This window comes from Labilibaculum sp. K2S (genome assembly GCF_030372765.1).
Taxonomy (GTDB): Bacteria; Bacteroidota; Bacteroidia; order Bacteroidales; family Marinifilaceae; genus Labilibaculum.
On the sequence record NZ_JAUCMW010000011.1, the window covers coordinates 55,522 to 74,720 of the forward strand.

15 protein-coding genes and 2 tRNA genes are annotated in these 19,199 nt (G+C 35.4%); 9 read left to right on the forward strand and 8 right to left on the reverse strand.

Going from position 1 to position 19,199, the window contains the following annotated elements; translation table 11 throughout:
* Positions 1 to 105 precede the first annotated feature (105 nt).
* The 5 genes from tatA to QUH73_RS13170 are packed head-to-tail and all read left to right on the forward strand — an operon-like array spanning position 106 to position 3,492.
* Positions 106 to 333 carry a twin-arginine translocase TatA/TatE family subunit gene (tatA, locus tag QUH73_RS13150; RefSeq protein ID WP_289530901.1) on the forward strand — a complete coding sequence of 76 codons (228 nt, stop codon included), beginning with the start codon at positions 106 to 108 and terminating at the stop codon, positions 331 to 333.
* Between the two features lie 60 nt (positions 334 to 393).
* Positions 394 to 1,329 (forward strand): calcium/sodium antiporter, encoded by a 936-nt coding sequence (locus QUH73_RS13155; RefSeq protein ID WP_289530902.1) that lies wholly within the window; start codon positions 394 to 396, stop codon positions 1,327 to 1,329.
* Positions 1,330 to 1,338: 9 nt separating this feature from the next.
* Positions 1,339 to 1,998, forward strand: coding sequence for an ABC transporter ATP-binding protein (locus QUH73_RS13160; protein WP_289530903.1), 660 nt, complete (start codon positions 1,339 to 1,341; stop codon positions 1,996 to 1,998).
* Complete coding sequence (locus QUH73_RS13165; RefSeq protein WP_289530904.1) at positions 1,985 to 2,767, forward strand: TIGR02757 family protein; 783 nt, start codon at positions 1,985 to 1,987, stop codon at positions 2,765 to 2,767. The genes QUH73_RS13160 and QUH73_RS13165 overlap by 14 nt, the downstream gene beginning before the upstream one ends.
* Positions 2,768 to 2,772: 5 nt before the next feature.
* On the forward strand, positions 2,773 to 3,492 hold the full coding sequence (locus QUH73_RS13170) for a tRNA1(Val) (adenine(37)-N6)-methyltransferase (RefSeq protein WP_289530905.1): 720 nt from the start codon (positions 2,773 to 2,775) through the stop codon (positions 3,490 to 3,492).
* On the opposite strand, the gene QUH73_RS13175 is transcribed toward QUH73_RS13170, so the two are convergent.
* Together QUH73_RS13175 and QUH73_RS13180 are read right to left on the reverse strand one after the other, a co-directional pair.
* Positions 3,493 to 4,251, reverse strand: coding sequence for a hypothetical protein (locus QUH73_RS13175; RefSeq protein ID WP_289530906.1), 759 nt, complete (start codon positions 4,249 to 4,251; stop codon positions 3,493 to 3,495).
* 85 nt (positions 4,252 to 4,336) lie between these two features.
* Positions 4,337 to 5,707 (reverse strand): saccharopine dehydrogenase C-terminal domain-containing protein, encoded by a 1,371-nt coding sequence (locus QUH73_RS13180; RefSeq protein ID WP_336622393.1) that lies wholly within the window; start codon positions 5,705 to 5,707, stop codon positions 4,337 to 4,339.
* 348 nt (positions 5,708 to 6,055) lie between these two features.
* Here QUH73_RS13180 and QUH73_RS13185 point away from each other — a divergent pair, with 348 nt between their 5' ends.
* Complete coding sequence (locus QUH73_RS13185; RefSeq protein WP_289530907.1) at positions 6,056 to 6,724, forward strand: hypothetical protein; 669 nt, start codon at positions 6,056 to 6,058, stop codon at positions 6,722 to 6,724.
* A gap of 248 nt (positions 6,725 to 6,972) precedes the next feature.
* Here QUH73_RS13185 and QUH73_RS13190 read toward each other — a convergent pair whose 3' ends face one another.
* Positions 6,973 to 7,347 carry a hypothetical protein gene (locus QUH73_RS13190; RefSeq protein ID WP_289530908.1) on the reverse strand — a complete coding sequence of 125 codons (375 nt, stop codon included), beginning with the start codon at positions 7,345 to 7,347 and terminating at the stop codon, positions 6,973 to 6,975.
* Between the two features lie 166 nt (positions 7,348 to 7,513).
* On the opposite strand from QUH73_RS13190, the gene mutS reads away from it, so the two are divergent.
* From mutS to QUH73_RS13205, 3 genes are all read left to right on the forward strand, one after another.
* Entirely contained in the window at positions 7,514 to 10,093 is a 2,580-nt protein-coding gene (gene mutS / locus QUH73_RS13195) for a DNA mismatch repair protein MutS (protein ID WP_289530909.1), read from the forward strand.
* A 211-nt stretch (positions 10,094 to 10,304) separates the two neighbouring features.
* Positions 10,305 to 10,377 (forward strand) — tRNA-Gly (locus tag QUH73_RS13200).
* A gap of 16 nt (positions 10,378 to 10,393) precedes the next feature.
* Positions 10,394 to 10,477, forward strand: a tRNA-Leu gene (locus tag QUH73_RS13205).
* A gap of 100 nt (positions 10,478 to 10,577) precedes the next feature.
* Here the strand turns inward: QUH73_RS13205 and QUH73_RS13210 are convergent.
* The 5 genes from QUH73_RS13210 to QUH73_RS13230 all read right to left on the reverse strand — a co-directional run bounded on the left by QUH73_RS13210 (position 10,578) and on the right by QUH73_RS13230 (position 18,919).
* Entirely contained in the window at positions 10,578 to 11,765 is a 1,188-nt protein-coding gene (locus QUH73_RS13210) for a PAS domain-containing sensor histidine kinase (protein ID WP_289530910.1), read from the reverse strand.
* A 479-nt stretch (positions 11,766 to 12,244) separates the two neighbouring features.
* Entirely contained in the window at positions 12,245 to 13,510 is a 1,266-nt protein-coding gene (locus QUH73_RS13215; protein ID WP_289530911.1) for a cation:proton antiporter domain-containing protein, read from the reverse strand.
* A gap of 5 nt (positions 13,511 to 13,515) precedes the next feature.
* Positions 13,516 to 14,229: a hypothetical protein gene (locus QUH73_RS13220; protein ID WP_289530912.1), complete on the reverse strand. Its 714-nt coding sequence runs from the start codon at positions 14,227 to 14,229 to the stop codon at positions 13,516 to 13,518.
* A complete protein-coding gene (locus tag QUH73_RS13225; protein ID WP_289530913.1) occupies positions 14,230 to 16,614 on the reverse strand; it encodes an AAA family ATPase in 2,385 nt (794 codons plus the stop codon).
* Between the two features lie 145 nt (positions 16,615 to 16,759).
* The gene (locus tag QUH73_RS13230) at positions 16,760 to 18,919 is read right to left on the reverse strand and encodes a glycoside hydrolase family 3 N-terminal domain-containing protein (protein ID WP_289530914.1); all 2,160 of its coding nucleotides are present in this window, start codon (positions 18,917 to 18,919) and stop codon (positions 16,760 to 16,762) included.
* Positions 18,920 to 19,199: the final 280 nt, after the last annotated feature.

Below are 19,199 nucleotides of genomic sequence, written 5' to 3' on the forward strand. Positions count from 1 at the left end.
AATCGTATGGTTCGGGGGATTTTTTTTGCTTAGGTTCAAATCGAATTGCAATCTATATTCATGGTTTAAATTTTCTTCGGTATATTTGTTTAAAATATCAAGCAAATGGATCAGATTCTTTTATTTATTAGTGGCGGTGAAATTGTTGTCGTACTAGTTGTTATTCTGTTGTTGTTCGGATCTAAGAAGATTCCTGAATTAGCTCAAGGTTTGGGGAAAGGAATGAAAGAATTCAAACGAGCAACGGAAGATATTAAAAGCGAAATTAGAAAGGAAACGGAAGTTCTGGATCATATCAAGGAATTTAAGGATGACCTGACTAAGAAGTTATAATCCTATATTTTAGGTTTAATCATTCCACCAATATACAGTGTGGAATTTTTTTTTATTTCAATGGACTATTTATATCTCTTTATCGGCTTCGTTATCCTTTTATATAGCGGAGATTTGTTGGTGAAAGGTGGTGTGGCATTATCTTCTCATTTTAAGGTTTCGACTCTTGTTGTTGGAGTAACGGTAGTTTCGTTTGGAACATCAGCACCCGAACTGTTTGTGAGCTTGGATGCCGCTCTTCATGGTAGTCCGGATATAGCTATTGGCAATATTATTGGTTCTAATATTGCAAATATTGCTCTCGTGCTTGGTTTTACAGCTATTCTAATGCCTTTACCAGTTCGAAGTAATTCGATAAAATTCGATTGGCCATTTATGATGGGCGCATCGGTTCTGTTTTATATTTTTATTTTGAATCAGCAATTGGAATATTACGAAGGAATTATTTTTGTGACACTTCTGATCGTTTTCATGGTGTGGACTATCTGGAAATCAAGAAAAGAGAGCAGAGGTTTGTCTACCGGGTTTAAAACAGCAAAACATTCAATATTTGCAGCAATATTTCTAATTATTGCTTCCTCGGTTGGTTTGTATTTTGGTGCTAATATTTTAGTTAACAGTGCAAAAAATATTGCCCTTGATTTTGGCGTAAGTGAGCGGGTGGTGGGATTGACCTTGGTAGCTTTTGGAACATCGGTTCCCGAACTGGCTACTTCTGCTGTTGCAGCTTATAAAAAAGAAATGGATATCTCTATAGGAAATATTATTGGCTCTAATATATTCAACATTTTTGGAGTGTTGGGAGTTACATCCATTATTAAAAATGTATTTGTTAGTCAGCCCATCATATCGTTTGATATACTTTTCATGTTGGGAGTATCTTTTCTTTTGTTTTTACTGATTTTACCGTTGCATAAAGGAAAACTTCATCGCTGGAAAGGATTTTTACTGCTTACAGTTTATCTGATTTATGTATATTTGGTTTTCACGAAGTAATTCATCTGTATGATAACTGCTGATCAAATCAAAAAAAGTTTTGGAACGGTTGATGTTCTTAAAGGAATCGACTTGAATATTACAAAAGGAGAAATCGTTTCTGTTGTTGGTGCCAGTGGTGCGGGTAAAACTACGCTTCTGCAAATACTTGGAACATTGGAAAGACCTGATTCAGGGAAAGTGTTTTTTGATGGTGTTGATATTACTTCATACAATGAGAAAGAATTATCTGCATTTCGAAATTCGAACATTGGCTTTGTATTCCAGTTTCATCATTTGCTCCCTGAATTTACAGCTTTAGAGAATGTATGCATTCCGGCCTATATTGCCAAAAAATCGAGATCCGAAGCCATGGCGAAGGCAAAGGAATTGCTCGAAATGCTGAATCTTGGTCATAGAATGGATCATAAGCCTTCCGAACTTTCTGGTGGTGAGAAACAAAGAGTTGCAGTAGCAAGAGCTCTGATTAACGATCCAATTGTAATTTTGGCTGATGAACCTTCCGGTAATTTAGATTCTAAAACCCGTCAGGAACTTCACGAATTATTTTTCACTTTGCGTGATCGTTTCAGTCAAACATTTGTGATTGTAACCCACGATACGGAATTGGCAGATATGTCGGATCGAAAAATCAGTATTTCAGATGGATTGATCGATGGGAATAATTAACTTTTCACTTGCCGATTTAAAGGAATTTTTGGATGAGAAATACGATTTATACAATCGGGAATCTTTCATTACCACCGATCCCATACAAATACCACGATCTTTTTCGAAAAAAGAAGATGTTGAAATAGCCGGTTTTTTAAGTGCAAGTATTGCCTGGGGACAAAGACCTACAATTATTCGCAATGCAAAATGGTTGGTCGAAAGAATGGATCACCAACCTCATGAGTTTATTCAGAATGCGTCTAATCCCGATTTCGAAGTTTTTAAGGATTTTAAACATCGCACGTTTAATGGTGATGATTGCATCTTTTTTCTGAAATCACTGCAAAATATTTATCGGAATCATGGTGGATTGGAAGATGTTTTTGCAAAAGGAGTTGATGATTTAGGTACTGTGAAAGGAGCATTGGCCTATTTTAGAGGCGTATTTTTTGAAGCTGAGCATTTGGACAGAAGTCAGAAACACATCTCAAATGTTTTGAAAAAATCTTCGGCCAAGCGATTGAATATGTATTTGCGTTGGATGGTGCGAAAAGATGACCGGGGTGTAGATTTTGGCTTGTGGAATCAACTTTCATCGGCAGACTTGTATTTGCCTTTGGATGTTCATACAGGAAATGTGGGGCGCAAATTGGGTTTGCTAACCAGGAAACAGAACGATTGGGTGGCCGTTGAAGAGATTACCGAAAACCTCAGAAAGTTTGATCCCAAAGATCCTGTAAAATACGACTATGCCTTATTCGGTTTGGGTGTTTTTGAAAAATTTTAAGAAGAATGGCAAATAACTATTTTGAGTTTAAGCAATTTAGAATTGACCAGGATGGTTCGGCTATGAAAGTAGGAACGGACGGTGTTCTTTTAGGTGCTTGGGCAGATATTTCGAAAGCCAATCGAATTTTGGATGTGGGAACCGGAACCGGATTGATTGCCATGATGTTGGGACAGAGAACCAATTCTGATGTGAAAATTGACGCTGTTGAGATTGAATTGTCTTCTTATCAACAAGCTGTTAATAACTTCGCAAATTGCCCGTGGACTCCAAAACTGAATGCATTTCATCTTTCTTTTCAGGAATTTTGCCAAATAACAACTGTCAGGTATGATTTGATTGTAAGCAATCCGCCTTATTTTCTAAATGGTTTAAAAGCGAAAGGCGAATCACGAACACAGGCTCGTCATGCAGATTATTTGCCTTTTGAGGATTTATTGAAGGGAGCGATAAGCTTATTATCCGAATCAGGAGTCTTATCAGTTATTCTGCCTGTTGACGAGGGGGAATATTTTCAGAGATTGGCTGGATTAACAGGTTTTTATTTGAAAAGAAAGATTTCAGTTTTGCCTAATCCGGGGAAGCCAGCCAAGCGTTATTTGTTTGAATTTTGTTTGCAGAAACGCGAGGCTCAATTTGCTGAATTAATAGTGGAAAATGGACAGAGACACGTTTATTCTCCTGAATATATTGATCTGACAAAAGACTTTTATTTGAAATTTTAGCTACTGTTCCGATTCCGTTGATAGTTTAAATTTCACCCACCATTCCGCGAGTTCATAAGGGTTTTGATTGGTGCCGGCTTTTAATCTTTCCATGCGTTTATTAATGTATTCTTTACTGCTTAAAGCGGAATAATATTCCTCATTTGCTTCATTAATACTTGCAACTCCAATGCCTATTATTTCATTGTCCGACAGACTTTTGGAGTAAAATTCACTCATTGCTATTCGAAGGTGATAACTAAATAGAACTTCATTTTTCGAACTTAGCTTTACCTGATAGGTATCGTCTTCCTCCAGAGTACTTATGGAAAAACTTTCATTTTTTTTCGCGTTAACAACTTCGAATAGCTGGAAACGATCCAAAAATTCCTCATTTAATTCTGTTAGTGAAAAACGGGATAAATAATTTTCAAATTTTTCTTCTTTAAAAGGAAATTCAGCTGGCATTGGAAAGTTAATAGCAAAATTGTTTTGAAGTTTTGCTTCTGGATCGATCCAAACACTAAGTCCAAGATTGTATATTTTCCTTAGTGTATTTGTAGAATTTGTTTCAAGAATAATATCGATAAATTTATCGCTATTGAAAACTTTAATACTTATTTGGTCTTCGGCATTGTAATAGTTTGCCTCTGTTGTTGAATATATTTCGGAATTGAAATTTCTCTCATTCTGCCAATAGGTTGATATTTGATTTTTTACTGCACAGGAATTAAGAGTGAAAAGACTCACTAAAAAAGCAAATTGAATTATTCGGGACATGTATTTTCGTATAATTAATGCAGATCAAAAATATAAAAAAGAGAATGATCTTAGGCGAAAAGCGTAACTATTTATGCTGAAGTGCTTACAAAACAATTTCTTCTTCCATAAATTTTATGCCCAAATTTTCCAGTTCTGCAAGAATTGGCTGATACAACTCAGGTGAAGTAGGAATATGAATTCCTTTCAAACGAATCTTATCTTTGGCCAGTAGTTTTGTTGCTATCGCTAAAGGAGTTCCAACAGTATACGACATGGCAGTGTGTTCGCGGTCGGTTCCTTCATAAGTCATTGAAGAAGTAATTCTTTTCCTTTCTCCGTTGATTTCAAAATCAAATAGATGCTGCATAACCAGTAAATCTCTGTCGGTAGGCTCTAGAGCCCATTTTTGTTCTAAAATTTTCTGAAGAATCATGGCTGGAGTGGCATTTCTTAAACCAACAACTTCATCAGAAAACAACCCAAGCCATTTTAGTTTTGTCAGTATTACAGAGTTGACATCGATGTGTGTAAAATCGGCTAAGTTTTCCTCTGTGGATTTTTCACTATCGGGCAGAAAACTCAATAAATAGTCGAGATAAGTTAACTTGTGAGAGTCCTTCATTATATACGTGTCATCGGTGCAGCCCAATTGAACCAGAACGTTCCAAGCCTCCGAATAACCAGGTCTTCGTATGGTTCCCCTCATAATGGTAGGAATGTTTTTTAGTCCGTATAATTCACAATATTGCAGCGAATCTCTGTTTGGATACACCTCAAAATCGCCGTAACCTGATATTTTAGTTTTGGTAAGAGTAGAGAATAATTTGTGGTAGGGAATGTATTTGTAATGACCGTTTTCTTTAAACTGTGCTGTTCCTTGTCCTGCCACAACTACATTTCTTGGATTCCATGAAAATTTATAATTCCAGGGATTGTTGTCGCAGTCGGGAGCTACCAAGCCACCGCAAAAGGATTTGAAAGTTTTAATTTTTCCACCACGTTCCTTTATCTGATCGATAATTTTCATGGCCGACATGTGATCCAATCCCGGATCAACACCGAGTTCATTCAGGAAACAAAGCCCTTTTTCTTTGGCTTCTTCGTCTAATTCCATCATTTCAGAAGAAATGTATGATGGTGTTAGCAGGTGTTTTCTATGGCGCAAACACTCTTTCGCAACCATAATGTGCATAGAGGCCGGAACCATACTCACAACGATGTCTGCTGCCGAAATTTCTTCAGCCCTTTGTTCTAAATCTTTTAAATTAAACCGAAGTGCTATTCCGTTAGGATGGTTGTTAATTTTCTTTTGGGCAGACTCTAACGACATATCGCCAACTGTAATTTTCCAATTGTTTTTTTCAGAGTGCTTTAATAAATATTGTATTAAACTGGTTGATGAAAGACCCGCACCAATAATTAGAATGTTTTTCATTTGAATGTCGTTAGTTAGTATGTTCTGCGTCTTATAAATTTATACTAAAGTGCTTAATAAACGATAAAATATATCATGGTTTTTAATTTTTTCATAAAAATTAGGCTGCACAAATATGAATTTATTATACTGCAGGACGATTTAGTTAAAATGGATGTATTAAATTGAATGCCTGAGACGAATGAATACATTATTCTTTTTTATAACTCTTATTGTTATTTTAAATGCTTGAGAAATATCGAGATCAAATTCCCGCCTAAGCACTAGAGGCATTGTGTTTACATTATTGATAAGTATTTTAGATGGAAATAGATTGAACTAATTTTTGTGTAGCATTACTTAATCGCTTGCTAAATCTATTATTTTCAGAATTCGAATTACATAATAATGAAAGCTATTAAAAAAATTGGAATTGGATTTGCTGTTGTCATCACTTTACTAATCATCTTTTCTGTAGTAGTTGTGAATATGGCCGAAAAAAAACTGGATGACGATGCGGAAACCGCAAGAATTGAGAATGCAATCGTAATAACAGAGCCTACAAAATCATTTATGGAGGTGGAATTAAAATCCCCAACTAAGGATCCTTACATTATTTGGAAATGTAATTTTTCTGACAGTACAAAGTTTTCGATATCTGTAATATCTGAAGGGGCAGTAATAGGAAGGGGAGCTGATTGGACTGAAAATGGGAATTTTATGTTTTCGTTTGATGAAAAGATAATTAACTCAGATAGTATTTCAATCACTTGCACAAAACATGAAAATTTTCACAGTCCAAATGTTTTGAAACAATTGAAATTGATTGATCCGGAAGTATATCAAATAAAGTATTGTTTTAGCATGTTAGATTTAAAGAGGAAATTCTTCCAAAAGTTGTTTGAATACAAAGCACCTCAGAATTTGGATAGGAAGACTGTTGAAGTTGAAGATTGGACTCAGGAGTATGATTATCCTACAAAAGGAATCTGGAAAAGAAAGAATATTAAGCTTAAATCAGATTCTAAATTGGGAAAAGAGGAAATATCTAATCAGTTAAAGGATTTATTAATATAAGAATTGGTAAAAGATCCAACAATTGTTGCTGTTAGTGCTAACTTATGTGATAATTAAGATTATACTAGATGGCGGTATGTTTTTGCTCCAAATGGAGATTGGGGACAAAAGGAATATGATTCTTATGAAGACTACAAATTGATTACGGAAAATGTTTATTAAAGTAAAAAAGCAAAACCCAATTTTTGGGTTTTGCTTTTTTAAGTAGTATCTCATAAAGTGTCCTTAATATTTATATTTGGTTAATGTTAAGAGTTTTTAATGCTTGTTTTAGTAAATCTTTCTTCTGGAATTGCTTTTTCAACTCTACAAGCAAAATCAAAAGTTTGATAATGTACCTCCTTGCTTGATATACTTTCTTCTTTAACCAATTGCAGTTTTCCTGTACTTTCCGTTTCAAGCCCAATTAATAAGTGTTTAATCAAGTCATACATGTCGAATATCTTCAGTGCCAATGTCTGATCTACCGAGTTATTAGCTGTACTTTCCAAATTTTCACACAATACATGTAATCTTAAATCCAATAACTGTTTTTCCCAATCAATACTATATGCGGTAAATAAAGCAGGCAATTCATACTGCTTATAGGCGTCTGGTAATAATTCTTCTCTATTGTATATCACCGTGTTTTACTAGGAGTATTACTTGTGAGCTTATTTTCTGTTCTGTTATTTTTTCTGATCTCTAAATCGGATTGATTATATTTGTTCGAGAAAGATAAAAAATTGCGTAACCTCTAAATATATTAACTCCTTGGTACAAGCTAGAAAAGCCGTTGAAACCCCATTAATGAAGCAGTATTATCAGATGAAGGATAAACATCCTGATGCTATTTTGCTGTTTCGGGTTGGTGACTTTTACGAAACATTTTCTGATGATGCAATTCGTGCTTCTGAAATTTTAGGCATTACCCTGACTAAGCGTGCAAACGGATCAGCATCCTATGTTGAGTTGGCGGGATTTCCACATCATTCTATAGATACTTATCTTCCTAAATTGGTACGGGCAGGCATGCGTGTGGCCATATGTGAGCAATTGGAAGATCCAAAGAAAACCAAAACTTTGGTTAAACGTGGCATTGTAGAACTGGTAACGCCTGGAGTATCCTATAATGACAATGTTTTGGAGCATCGGGAGAATAATTTTCTTGCCTGTATTCATATGGAGAAAAATTCAGCCGGGATTGCATTTTTAGATGCCTCAACAGGTGAGTTTTTAACTGCTGAAGGAAGTTTTGAGTATATCGATAAATTATTGGGCAATTTTCAGCCAAAAGAGGTTTTGTATCAGAGAGGGAAAGAGAAAATCTTTCATGAATTATTTGGTGGCAAGTTTTATACTTTCACCATGGATGATTGGGTTTTTACCGAAAGTGCGGCTAAGGACAGATTGCTTCGTCATTTTGAGACAAGTTCGTTGAAAGGATTTGGAGTTCAGACGCTACGCAATGGAATCATTGCCTCGGGTGCGGTTTTGCATTATCTGGATATCACAAAACACAGTCAGGCAGCTCATGTAACTCAGCTTTCGAGGATAGAGGAAGATAAATACGTGTGGCTGGATAAATTTACAGTTCGGAATTTAGAGCTGTTTGGAGCCTTAAACGATGGCGCAAGTACGCTTTCGGGTGTAATGGATAAAACCTTATCGCCAATGGGAGCACGCCTTTTAAAAAGGTGGATTGCTCTTCCCTTAAAGGATTCGGCGAGTATTAATGATCGTCTTCGTGTTGTGAATCATTTTTTCGAGAATGAAAAGGTTTCTTATTCCATAGGAGATGAAATTCAGCAGATTGGAGATTTGGAGCGGATTATTTCCAAGGTTGCTGTGGGCAGAGTTAGTCCGCGGGAGGTTGTTCAGCTAAAAAATGCTTTGATTGCCATTGAACCTATCCGAAACTATTGTTTGAGTAGTGGTAATGATGGTTTGCTAAAAATAGGCGATCAATTGAATCCATGTGTTTCGGTTCGGGAAAAGATCGAAAAGGAAATTCATGCTGATCCGCCCAACATGGTTAGTAAAGGCGGTGTAATTGCTGATGGGGTTTGCGAAGAGTTGGATGATTTAAGGAAGATATCTTTCTCGGGTAAAGATTATTTACTGCAAATGCAGATGCGTGAGATTGAAAGAACAGGTATTACTTCTCTTAAGATTGCGTTTAATAATGTGTTTGGATACTATATCGAGGTAAGAAACACTCATAAGGACAAGGTTCCTGAAGAATGGATCAGAAAGCAGACTTTAGTTAGTGCTGAGCGCTATATTACTCAGGAATTAAAGGATTACGAAGAGAAAATATTAGGAGCTGAAGAAAAAATACTGGCTTTGGAAACCCGTTTGTATAACGAATTGGTTCTTGGTATTGCTGATTATATTTCTACCATTCAGTTAAATGCGGCCATGATAGGGCGACTGGATTGTTTGCTGTCTTTTGCGAAATTGGCAAAAGCGAACCATTACAATTGTCCGGATATCAACGATTCTCAGGTAATTGATATCAAACAGGGAAGACATCCGGTTATTGAAAAGCAACTGCCAATCGATGAAAAATACATTGCCAATGATGTTTATCTGGACAATGAATCGCAGCAGGTAATTATTATTACAGGGCCAAATATGGCGGGTAAGTCGGCTTTGCTCCGACAAACTGCACTAATTGTTTTAATGGCGCAAATTGGAAGTTTTGTGCCGGCTAAGGAAGCAAATATTGGTTGTGTTGATAAGATTTTCACCCGTGTAGGGGCTTCGGATAACATTTCATTGGGTGAATCTACTTTTATGGTGGAAATGAATGAAGCGGCCAGTATTCTTAACAACCTTTCATCACGGAGTTTGATTTTGTTTGATGAATTGGGACGGGGAACCAGCACTTATGACGGGATTTCTATCGCCTGGTCGATTGTGGAATACATTCACGAGAACAGTAACAGCAGAGCCAAAACATTATTTGCAACGCATTACCATGAGCTTAACGAGATGGAGAAATCATTCTCAAGAGTGAAGAATTTTAATGTTTCGGTGAAAGAAGTTAATAATAAGGTTATTTTCCTGAGAAAATTAGTTTCCGGGGGATCAAATCACAGCTTTGGTATTCATGTGGCACGTATGGCCGGAATGCCTAAATCTGTTGTGAAACGAGCTGATGAGATATTACTTCAGTTGGAAGGAAAACAAAATGGAGAATCGCTTGCCAAACCAGTTGGTGAGATCGCCCAACAGAGAGAAGGTTATCAAATGAGCTTTTTTCAACTCGATGATCCGGTACTTCTTCAAATCAGAAACGAAATTTCAGATCTGGATATTAATAATCTGACACCAATTGAGGCTCTAAATAAGTTGAATGAGATAAAAAAGATATCCGGATTGTAAAAAAAGATAAAAAATGTGAGTGTCCCATATACAAAGGCTTTTGATGTGTAGTGCCTGAATTTCAAGGAGTCAGATTCAGGATCCTTGTAATGTCTTTTATGATGATTGAAAAAAAATGAGTCAAAAGGTTTTTTTCCTTTGCAGAATCAAAAAATACGCATATATTTGCATCGCAATTGAGAGAACAACGGTTCCCTTTTAAAAGCACAATGCGAGAATAGCTCAGTTGGTAGAGCACAACCTTGCCAAGGTTGGGGTCGCGAGTTCGAGTCTCGTTTCTCGCTCAAAATCCGAAAGGATGCCCAGGTGGTGGAATTGGTAGACACGCTGGACTTAAAATCCAGTGGCTTCACGGCCGTGCGGGTTCAAGTCCCGCCCCGGGTACAAAAACCCCTGTAAACAGCAATGTTTACAGGGGTTTTGTTTTTTGGGGGAACGAATGGGGGAATGCAGCGGTATTAAATTTGGATCAATTCGAAAATAATTAGTTGATTGGTAAAACAAAGTAAAATTGAGAGCCTTCCCCTTTTACTGATTCTATCCTTATTTTACCGCCAAGTATCCTGACGTATTCCTTAACAATCGTTAAGCCTAAGCCTGATCCTTCATAAATTAATTCTTTACCATTATCAATACGGTAAAAATGCTCAAAAATAAGTTCTTGGTCTTCCGAAGAAATGCCAACACCGGTATCCTTAATATAAAATTGAATCTCGTTCGTTTTGGTTTTAAAATCAAATCCAAACTTTACACTTCCTTTGTTTGTATATTTAATAGCATTTGAAATCAACTTACTAAGTATTATTTCTATCTTTTCTTTATCCGAGAAAATAATTATTTCTTTTGCCTTATAATTATTTTCATAAGAAAATTCAATTCCTTTTGCATCAGCTTCAGGTTTATACAGAACATACGTGTCTTCAATTACATCCTTAACATTCAGGTCTTCAATATAGATATCCAGGCAATCAGCATCTAACCTTGATATTTGAATAAGTTCATCTATTGTATTTAGCATTCGAACAGAACTTTGCTGAATAGCACCAATATATTTCAGATGATTTTCTTTTGATAAAACAGAGTCTTCAAGCAATTCTGCAAACCCAAGAATACTATTCATTGGTGTTCGAATTTCATGATTCATATTTGTTAAAAAAGCTGATTTTAACTTGCTGGCTTCTTCAGCTTCCTGCGTAGCCTTAATTAGCTTCATTTGGGTCAGTTTAAAATCTGTAATATTATCAACATAACCATCGTATCTATAGATTCTGCCAGTAATATCCCGTACTGCACGAGCACCTTCTCTTACATAAATAACATCACCCTCTTTTGTGTACCATTCAGATTTAAAATTAATTATTTCACCTTTTTCTTCCAGTATCTTCTTGAAATTTTCTCGCTTATTACTGTCTACGTAACATTCCTTTGATAGGTCTTTTTCTAATAAATCTTCCAATGAATCATACTTCAACATTTTTAAAATTGCTTGATTCGCATAGAGAATTTGCCCTTCTGGTGTTGTTTGATACAAACCCACTAAAGAATTTTTCACTAAATCCAAATAGAGACTATTATTTTCCCAAGTTCTATTTTTAAGAATTCGGGATATAGAAAAGATTTCACCTAATGGTTTGGATAAAACCTTCTTAATTGAGCTTAAAATCATTGCCATATTCTAATTTACAAATAAATTCTTATTTATCAAGCTCATTTTTATTGTTATAAAATAAGCATATTACTGTAAAATAATTTTTATATGGTTGAGTATTGAATTAATCTGTAAAAATCTATGCGATGTTTTTTATTTTTAATTTATCTCAATATTCAAACAATTTTAAGGGGAAATATCCGACTGAGAATATAAGGTGATCGGCAATTTCTATCCTCAAATCCGTTTTAGATGATTTAACTACACTATCATCCCATAATATCAGTCTGTTTAGGCTAGTGTGTTTAGTTTAATTGCAGTAGGTTTTGATATCGGTAGTTTTTCCTCCGAATTGGTTACAGCCAAAAGGATAAAAGTTGTAATTAATGCCCAAACTATTAAAAATATTGTTCCTCCGACTATATTTTATTTTTAATTACGCCCAATTCTGAAATAAACATCATGTAATTTATTTCAATTATATCTTCTCGAAATGTGTTTACTTATTTCATATCTTCGATGCTTGGCGCTTTCCATTTTACGCTTTCTACTTTTCTGTCTAAGGCAATATTTATGGCCATAGAGTTTCTGTATTTGTCGTAAATCATTGCACACGTCATGATTAAACTGGTTCCAATAATTACACAAAGCAATATTCCCGGCTCAAAATCTTCAACTTGTGCTTCGGAAGGTATGCTGTAAAATAAAAGTACGGTGATTAAGCCACGAGGAGCCACAAATAATTGTGGCAGTATATCTTTTCCTACAAAAATGCGCAGTATAACGTATCGTATCGCATAAATCGAAATCAAAATCAGAAAGCTTACTATTGTTACGTTTAAACTTAGTAAGGAGGAAACGGCAATCGAAAGACCGAAAATTACAAAGAAAAAGGTTCGGACAACAAAGGCTGTTTCTGCTGTAATTGTATGCAACTCATTATAGATATGATGTGCTTTTTCGAAATCAATTAATTTTGAGAGTTTTCCTTTGAAAAAAAGTTTCATGTTCGCGATCACCAATCCAAATATCAGGATAATAATAAGCGAAGAAAGGTGCATTTTTTTGCCCAGTGCATATAGTAGTAAGAGTACAGCTATCAGTAAAAAGAGTTTTACCTTACTTTTTATACGTTGAAAAATTAAAATAATTGCATAACTGGCTACCAGGGAGATAATGATGGTGAGCAGTATGTTTCCTGCAAATCCTGTTACTCCGCTATCTTCGGCAGGGTTTAATTTTCCGGTTAAAAAATAGAACATCATAATGCCCATGATATCCGAAAAAGTACTTTCATAAATATGAAATTCTTTTTTGCCTGCATTTAAACCTGAGACACTTGGTATGATAATGGCACTGGATAGTATTGACAAAGGTGTTGCGTAAAGCCAGGCCGATTCCATAGTCATTCCGGGAATGAAATTGTAAAGAATCAATACAACGGCCCATGTTGATAAAATAAGGCCGGTTAAGGCAACAGTAAATGATTTTAGAATGGGAATTAATTTTTCTCTTTTCAGTTCCAGTTCAAGGGCCGCTTCCAGCACAATCATAATTAAACCGACAATTCCCAAAACTTCCAGAATGGGAAAGAAATTTAATGTTTCTGCATTGAAATGTTTTAGTATGTATTGCAAACCAACCCCCAGTACGATAAGCATCAATACAGCAGGAATGTTTGTTTTTTTTGATAATTCATTGAATAAAAAGGATAAAATTATGATTATGGATACTTCAATAATCAAATTATAGGATGAAATGATTTCCATGGTGATTACTTAAAATTGTTGGTTACACTTGTCTCAATCTGTATTTCATGTAAAAAAGCAGTTAAATCTTCGGTAGCAGCACCATTCTCGAGTGTGAACTGAAATTTATATACCTGAGGAATTTCACTGTTTTTTAGGCTGGGTTTTTGTTCGAAATCTAAAATTGGATTGTCAAAAATAAGATTTAAAACCTGTTCTTTTGTTAGTTGTGTACGCAGGTAAAGGGTTTGCCTTAGTTTGGTATTCACATTTGAGTTGATTGCAAATCCTAAATTTTCAATTTCGGTGTAATTAATAAATCGCTCTCCATATTCGGCATTAATGATTAAACCGAAGGATTGAAGACTCTTAACTTCTCCCTTAAAATCTCCTATTGTGATAAATGCGTCTTTGCTTACCAAGGGGTTTGTTCTAAAAAAAATGCCACTCATGTAGTTTTTGATATAGAAGAAACCAAAAAAACTTATGAAAACCAATAGAATACTGTGTGTGATGTAATTGATAGATATAAAATCAAGCAATAAAAAAGAAGTTGCAATGGGTTTATAAAACAACTGAGCTTTTTTTAAAAAGCCAATTATTTTCTTGTTGGTTACGTTCTTTTTAGCAAAGCGTTCTCCAATGTATGTGACAAGCTTTAGCATCCAATAGATGACTACCAGCAGTACAAGCAGGCCTAGTAAACCGCTCCAGGTATATAGTGTCTCGATATTTTCCATTTAGTTGAGTGCTCCTCTGTATTTTAGAATTTCACGAATGTTGTGGTACAATACTTGGTTTAAAATGAGATTCCCCTCCGGATTTCGCAGAAATACTTTTGTATTTGTTAAACGTTTTAATCCGGATTTGTATGAAATGTTGTATCGATTGCCCAAAAAGTTTTTCAATACAATTTCGTTAATGTGCTTGTATAATAATACATATTTAAGAATTATAACTTCTTCGGAGGTGAAAAAATCTTCAAAATCATACTCTTTTTCCTGAAAAACTACTTTGTGATCATCAGCAGTAGTGATCGCATAGGTCCATGCCTGCAATACTTCGCCCATATTATAGTCGTAATTTTTACACAATTTTTGTACGTAAAGCTCGAGTTGTTTATTGAGCAAGGGAAGTCCTTTTTCTGTCACCAAGCTTTGGTGTGAGGCACCATGTCGTAATAAAATGGCTTTGTTGATCTCCTCATTTTTTGCCCTGTTTACATCGATAATGGAACTAAATGAATTGGAGAAAGGGAGTCTTTTATCCAAATGAGACTGCATAGCATTTGAAGTAGTCATGATAACGAAAACCTGATCCGATTCTGTTTCAACGAATTCTATGGCGGCTTTTACATTATCCAATAAACTGTGATTTTTGTCTCTCCAGAGTTCCAGATTATCAATCACTAATAATGGACGGGAATTATAGGTATGTTTCTTAATGTGCTGAAGAGCCTCTGTAAGATTTTTTGTGGTTGTAAATTTTCTTCCTTCAATGGAAATAGTGCTGTCTGTTTCGAGAACAATACTTTGCTTGTCGAAATGATCTTTCGCCACACTTTCAATAAAAGTAGATTTCCCGCTTAAATTATTTCCCACAACAAGTACCGCTTTGTTATGTCCTTTTTTCCATAGATTCAAGGTTTCCTGTAGTTTTTGTTTTTCGGTTTCGCGGGGAACCAGAAACAAATCTCCAATAAAATTCTTATTTAAAAAAAGCGTGTCGTAATGAATATTTGACGCTTTAAAAGTTCTGTATTCAATGCATTTTGATGCTGCCTCTAATTTCTTAAATGGGTTATCTGTTGTGCTGATTTCATATTTTGTACTAAAAAAAGAAAGGATGTTATGAATTTTTCTTTCTGCGCTGGTTAAGAATTTATTTTTTGAAGATGTAAGCTGGGTTATCGATGATTGCAAAGAAACTTTTAAAAAATCTTCTGTATTATAAATATTTGTGACGAAGAATTCGGTACTGAATTTTTCTTGCATTTGACCAATTATCTTCCTTTGAAGCTTTTCATTCGCGTTGGCTGAGCGTAACATATTTTGGATGCTTTGCACCTGAGAAGGCAGGGTTTCCAGAGTACTGTTGTTTTTCAGTAAAGTTAAACTGCTTTTTAAATTTAGCAGGCTATGCTTATAAAAAGCGACCAGATTAACCTTGTTTTGCCACAGTTCGATCATATCTGGGAGCAGCATATAGTTCAGCCACTTTTTAGCCGATTTATTAAAGTCTATTTTTTTGATGAGGAGCAAGCCATCTTCACCCGCAACAGGAATGCTGTTTTCTTTAAGCGATGCAATTTTTAATTCAATATCAAAAGCATAGGTTTCTTGTCCGGGATTTGTACTATCTAAATCATCCAGAATATCTTCAATTAACGAAATGGTGTCCGCAGTTTTAACAATTTCATCCAAATTCTGAACAGAATCCATTACTTTGCTTATGGATTGTTTAGAATTTTCAAGCTCACTGATAAGTGTTGCGCAAATGTTTTGGGTGTGATTTTTAATATCCTTAAAAACAAGGATGATGTCAGATAAAATATGAGCTGATTTTTCAATTTCTTTGGTTTGATTCTGTATGGTTAGAAACTGATTCTTGTAGATTTCCCATGGGTTTTGCTGGTGTTTGACTTTAGATACAAGCTTCCTTCTTTTTTTATCTGCTTGTTGAATCGGATTTAGTTCTGTACTGATTTTCTGCCCAAAGGATTGGCTTGCTTTTTCTAAAATTGCTTTGGATTCTTTTAAGTGATGCTGAACAGCCTGATCATCAACCAGTGATTCTTGCTTTTTATTTTGTGAAATTTGAAGCTGTAGCAGTACATCGCGGTGTATCAGCATCGTATCTTTAAATAACTCAGGCAACAGATAGTGTAAGCTGTATATTGTGGAGAAGTCGAAATTTTTGCCGGTTCGTACTTTGTCATATTCTTGATCGCCTATCGTGATTAAGAAATTACTTACTTCCATAAATTCTTTTAGAATAAGCTGAGAAAGCCCTTCTGTTGTCAGGTTTTGTTTCAATCGGTTTAGATAGTCCTCGAAGTGTTTATTTAAAACTTCTAAACCAGGTAAGGAATTGATGGTTGTATTTTTTTCTTTATCAGACTTCATGTGTTTCAAATCTTTGTTATTCATAGTAAACCCAATACAATATAAGAATTACAAATTCAGGATTTTTAAAATTTAATTCGAAGACTGATTGCTTGCATCATTTTATGAAATGTTTTGGGTATAAAACCAGCACCTGTATGTGTGTTTATTTTATTGTGAATATGTGTTCTAAAACTGTTTCTTTAGCATTTTTTGCAATCAGGATTTTATAATCGCCTTTGTACAGTTGCCATTGTCCATGTTGTAAATCCCATTTTTTTAGATCGTTGGTATCAATGCTCAGACTTATTGTTTTTGAGGTATTTGCTTGCAAAGAGACTCTTTTAAAGTTTTTTAATTCTTTAATTGGCATTCGTTCCATGTTAGGGAATTCAACATACACTTGTACAATATCATCGGCATCGCAATTTCCCGTGTTTTTCACATCAACTTGAAACAAAATCTGCTCATTTTTTTTGTACTTGTCGGAAGGTTTTTGAGCCCAACGATAATCAAATTGAGTATAGCTTAAACCAAATCCAAATGGATAAGCAACTTCGCCGTTAAAATAACGATAGGTCCTGTTTTTCATACTGTAATCGGTGAATGGAGGCACATCATCGATAGATTTATAGAAGGTCAGAGGCAATTTTCCGGATGGGGAAGTATCTCCGTAAATAATATTTGCTAATGCGTTACCGCCCTGCTCTCCTGGATACCATGAAAGGATAATTGCATCTGCGTATGGTTCTACTGCCTGAACATCAACAGCACTCCCACTTGTTAAAACAACGACAATTGGTTTATCGTGGGATTTTCTCATTTTTTTCAGATAAACCAGATGGGAGTAAGGAATGCTTAAATCAGCTTTATCTCCGCTGTTTTTAGATAGAAAAGCATCACCATCTTCGCCTTCAAACAATGGAGTAAGCCCAAGAACGAGTATTGTGGCATCAGAATTTCCTGCGCCCCAAATTCCGCCAAAGCGTGTGGTATCTGCATAGCTGCAACCAAAATCGTATTGTACTGCAGTTTCCGGTCCCGCTTTTTTTGCAATCCCTTCTGCAAAAGTTACCATGTTACCCGACATACCATGGTAGTTGCCAACCAAAGTGCTAATGTTAGCTGCGTTTTCTCCGGCTACCATAACGGAACCAATTTTATCTTTATTTAAAGGCAAAACGCCATTATTTTTAAGAAGTACCATGCTCTTTTCTGCAGCTTTAAGTGCCAGTTGCGTATGATAGGAATTGTTTACGCTATCCAGACCAAAACTTGCATAAGGAGAATTCTCAGGATCATCATATAAACCCAATTTAAGTTGAGTGATGATTGTAGGATAAATTGATTTATCAATGTCGGCTTTGCTGATTAATCCTTTTTTTATTGCTTCAAGGGCATCGTCTTGAATTAAGTTGGAACAGTCCATATTGACTCCTTTTTTAATTGCTTCAGCGGCTACTTCAACGCTGGTAGGAATGCTTTTATGGCGTAACCAAATATCTTCCAATGCCCAACAGTCTGTTGTAATTTGTCCTTTAAAGCTCCATTCTTTTGTAAGTATGTTTTCCAGAAGCTTTTCGCTTGTGCAGCAAGGTTCATCATTCAATCTGTTATAACCACACATAATGCCGGAAACACCATTGTCAACCAAGGTTTTAAATGCCGGAAGGTAGGTTTCTCTTAAATCTTTTTCGTCTACAATTGCATTGAATGTATGTCTGATTGCTTCAGGACCACTATGCGCAGCAAAATGCTTGGCGCAGGCAGCAATTTTATAATGATCCGAATCATTGCCCTGCAAGCCTTTCACAAAGGCGGTTCCCATTTTTCCTGTTAAAAAAGGATCTTCACCGTAAGTTTCCTGACCTCTTCCCCATCTGGGATCGCGGAAAATATTGATGTTCGGAGTCCAAAAATTGATTCCTAAATACTGCAATCGTCTGTTTTTGGCTGTTGCCAGATTATACTTAGCGCGAGCTTCGGTAGAAATAGCATCAGCAACAGATCGAGCCAGCGAAGGATCAAAAGTTGCAGCTAAACCAATTGCCTGAGGAAAAACTGTTGCTTCTCCGGCTCTGGCAACTCCGTGTAATCCCTCGTTCCACCAATTGTAGGCAGGTATTTGCAGGCGCTCAACGGCTGGAGAATTGAAGCCGAGTAAAGATATTTTTTCCTCCAGAGTAAGTTTGTTTATCAAGTCATTGGCTCTTTCTTCAATCGAAAAAGAGCAATCTCTAAATTTTTCGTTTTGTGCCCATGTATTGGAAGGAATAATTAGGAAGTACAGGGTAAATAGTATGATGGTTTTTTTATATGAATACATAATATTTTAATTGTTTAAGAACTGTTACTAAAGGACATTTCATGTGTTTCAAATCTTTATTATTCATGGCAAACGCTATGCAATATAAGAATTCCATGTTCAGTTTTTTTACTTTTTTAAGTACTTTTTATGATGACTTTCAAATGAAAAGAATGAAAGAGTTATCGTATTGACAGCATTTTAGAGATAAGATTAAAAATGAAATTAGCATTATTTTAGTGATTGATATCAAGTCTGTATTTGAATAGAAAGGCATTTATTATTACTTTTCGGTTAAATA

Bases quoted from the DNA above. Each gene is read 5' to 3' on its own strand.
- tatA (WP_289530901.1), top strand. From the start codon at position 106: ATGGATCAGATTCTTTTATTTATTAGTGGCGGTGAAATTGTTGTCGTA.
- QUH73_RS13155 (WP_289530902.1), top strand. From the start codon at position 394: ATGGACTATTTATATCTCTTTATCGGCTTCGTTATCCTTTTATATAGC.
- QUH73_RS13160 (WP_289530903.1), top strand. From the start codon at position 1,339: ATGATAACTGCTGATCAAATCAAAAAAAGTTTTGGAACGGTTGATGTT.
- QUH73_RS13165 (WP_289530904.1), top strand. From the start codon at position 1,985: ATGGGAATAATTAACTTTTCACTTGCCGATTTAAAGGAATTTTTGGAT.
- QUH73_RS13170 (WP_289530905.1), top strand. From the start codon at position 2,773: ATGGCAAATAACTATTTTGAGTTTAAGCAATTTAGAATTGACCAGGAT.
- QUH73_RS13175 (WP_289530906.1), bottom strand. From the start codon at position 4,251: ATGTCCCGAATAATTCAATTTGCTTTTTTAGTGAGTCTTTTCACTCTT.
- QUH73_RS13185 (WP_289530907.1), top strand. From the start codon at position 6,056: ATGAAAGCTATTAAAAAAATTGGAATTGGATTTGCTGTTGTCATCACT.
- mutS (WP_289530909.1), top strand. From the start codon at position 7,514: ATGAAGCAGTATTATCAGATGAAGGATAAACATCCTGATGCTATTTTG.
- QUH73_RS13210 (WP_289530910.1), bottom strand. From the start codon at position 11,765: ATGGCAATGATTTTAAGCTCAATTAAGAAGGTTTTATCCAAACCATTA.
- QUH73_RS13215 (WP_289530911.1), bottom strand. From the start codon at position 13,510: ATGGAAATCATTTCATCCTATAATTTGATTATTGAAGTATCCATAATC.
- QUH73_RS13220 (WP_289530912.1), bottom strand. From the start codon at position 14,229: ATGGAAAATATCGAGACACTATATACCTGGAGCGGTTTACTAGGCCTG.
- QUH73_RS13225 (WP_289530913.1), bottom strand. From the start codon at position 16,614: ATGAAGTCTGATAAAGAAAAAAATACAACCATCAATTCCTTACCTGGT.
- QUH73_RS13230 (WP_289530914.1), bottom strand. From the start codon at position 18,919: ATGTATTCATATAAAAAAACCATCATACTATTTACCCTGTACTTCCTA.